General features: G+C 51.3%; 1 rRNA gene. It reads left to right on the plus strand.

The features are described from left to right. The first annotated feature begins 8 nt into the window (after window positions 1-8). Window positions 9-2,874 (plus strand): 23S ribosomal RNA (locus T541_RS0116335). The last annotated feature ends 57 nt before the right edge of the window (window positions 2,875-2,931 follow it).

Raw genomic sequence — 2,931 nt, forward strand, 5'->3', positions numbered from 1 at the left:
GCTTTTAAGGTTAAGCTATATAGGGCGCAGGGCGGATGCCTTGGCACTAAGAGCCGAAGAAAGACGTGATAAGCTGCGAAAAGCTGCGGTTAGTTGCAAATAAACATTGATCCGCAGATATCTGAATGGGGCAACCCGGCAGAGAAGACCTCTGTCACTCATAACTGAATCCATAGGTTATGAGAGGGAACCCGGTGAACTGAAACATCTAAGTAGCCGGAGGAAGAGAAAACAAAAGTGATTCCGTAAGTAGCGGCGAGCGAACGCGGAAGAGCCCAAACCAGGGAGCTTGCTCCCTGGGGTTCGGACTGTATAATCGATGGAGTCTGTTAGTAGAATGGTAAGGAAAGACCAGCCAGAGAGTGTGATAGCCACGTATACGAAAACGGACAAAGCGAGACAGTATCCAGAGTAGGACGAGACACGTGAAACCTTGTCTGAACATGCGGGGACCACCCCGTAAGGCTAAATACTCCTTAGTGACCGATAGCGAATAGTACCGTGAGGGAAAGGTGAAAAGTACCCCGGGAGGGGAGTGAAAGAGAACCTGAAACCCTGTGCCTGCAAGCTGCGAAAGCACCATCTAAATGAGGTGTGATCGCGTACTTTTTGTAGAACGGTCCGGCGAGTTATGTATGGAGGCGAGGTTAAGTACTTAAGGTAAATAGCCGAAGGGAGACCAAGTCTGAATAGGGCGAATAGTCTCTATACATAGACCCGAAACCGGGTGATCTATCCATGGACAGGATGAAGCGGCCGTAAAAGGCTGTGGAGGTCCGAACACACATCCGTTGAAAAGGGTGGTGATGAGCTGTGGATAGGGGAGAAATTCCAATCGAACTCGGAGATAGCTGGTTCTCCCCGAAATAGCTTTAGGGCTAGCCCTGTAGCATGCCTAATGGAGGTAGAGCACTGAATATCCGCGGGGGCTTCACCGCTTACCAAAGATTATCAAACTCCGAATGCCATATAGGCTGAGCGCAGGAGTCAGACTACACGAGATAAGTTGGGTAGTCAAAAGGGAAAGAGCCCAGATCTACGGCTAAGGTCCCAAAGTACGTGTTAAGTGGAAAAGGATGTGGGATTTCATAGACAGCTAGGATGTTGGCTCAGAAGCAGCCACACATTCAAAGAGTGCGTAATAGCTCACTAGCCGAGAGGTCCTGCGCCGAAAATTACCGGGGCTGAAACACGACACCGAAGCCTAGGGATTGAATGTATCTACGGGTACATTTGATCGGTAGGGGAGCATTCTGGGCGGCGCAGAAACTGTACCGAAAGGAGCAGTGGAGTGTCCAGAAGAGAGAATGCCGGAATGAGTAGCGAGATGGAGGTGAGAATCCTCCAGGCCGAATATCCAAGGATTCCAGGGTAAAGCTGATCTGCCCTGGGGAAGTCGGGACCTAAGCTGAGGCCGAAGAGGCGTAGGCGATGGACAGCAGGTTGATATTCCTGCACTTATGTATATCAGAACTGTGGGGACGCAGGCAAAAGGTGCGAGCCGGGGAAGGAAGAACCGGTACCGCAAGGTGGAGCGAACTAAAGTAGCGAAGCGCAAGATATGACTGCCAAGAAAAGCCACTATTGTGTATGCATAACCCGTACCGTAAACCGACACAGGTGGATGAGGAGAGAATCCTAAGGCCGACGGGAGAAGCATTGTTAAGGAACTCGGCAAAATGTCCCCGTAACTTCGGGATAAGGGGAGCCTGAGAAATCAGGCCGCAGAGAAGAGGCTCAAGCAACTGTTTAGCAAAAACACAGGTCTATGCGAAACCGAAAGGTGATGTATATGGGCTGACGCCTGCCCGGTGCTGGAAGGTTAAGAGGAGAGGTTAGAGCAATCGAAGCTTTGAATTTAAGCCCCAGTAAACGGCGGCCGTAACTATAACGGTCCTAAGGTAGCGAAATTCCTTGTCGGGTAAGTTCCGACCCGCACGAAAGGCGTAATGATTTGAGCACTGTCTCGGCAATGCACCCGGTGAAATTGAAGTACCAGTGAAGATGCTGGTTACCCGCGCCAGGACGGAAAGACCCCATGGAGCTTTACTCCAGGTTGATACTGGGGTCCGGTACCATATGTACAGGATAGGTGGGAGACGTTGATCATATGGCGTCAGCTGTATGTGAGTCGCTGTTGGGATACCACCCTTATGATGCTGGGCTTCTAACCAAGGATCTTGAATCAGGTCCGGGGACAATGTCTGCCGGGGAGTTTGACTGGGGCGGTCGCCTCCGAAAGGGTATCGGAGGCGCTCAAAGGTTCCTTCAGAATGGACGGAAACCATTCGTAGAGTGCAAAGGCAGAAGGGAGCCTGACTGTGACACCGACGGGTGGAACAGATACGAAAGTAGGACTTAGTGATCCGGTGGTATGAAAGTGGGATTGCCATCGCTCAACGGATAAAAGCTACCCTGGGGATAACAGGCTGATCACTCCCAAGAGTTCACATCGACGGAGTGGTTTGGCACCTCGATGTCGGCTCATCGCATCCTGGGGCTGTAGCAGGTCCCAAGGGTTGGGCTGTTCGCCCATTAAAGCGGTACGCGAGCTGGGTTCAGAACGTCGTGAGACAGTTCGGTCCCTATCCGGCGCGGGCGTAGGATATCTGAGAGGAGCTGTCCTTAGTACGAGAGGACCGGGATGGACGGACCGCTGGTGTATCAGCTGCATCGCCAGATGCATAAGGCTGGGTAGCCACGTCCGGAAGGGATAAACGCTGAAGGCATCTAAGCGTGAAGCCCCCCTCAAGATGAGATATCCCATGCGCAAGCAGTAAGACCCCTTAGAGAGTATGAGGTTAGATAGGCACAAGGTGTAAGCACGGTAACGTGTTCAGCTGATGTGTACTAATAGGTCGAGGGCTTATCCAAAAGATAGGTGTATAGAAATAGGATTTAGATATTCAGTGTTCGGTTTTGAAGGTACAA

This window comes from Butyrivibrio proteoclasticus P6B7, from assembly GCF_000622085.1.
Classification (GTDB): Bacteria; Bacillota; Clostridia; order Lachnospirales; family Lachnospiraceae; genus Butyrivibrio; species Butyrivibrio proteoclasticus_A.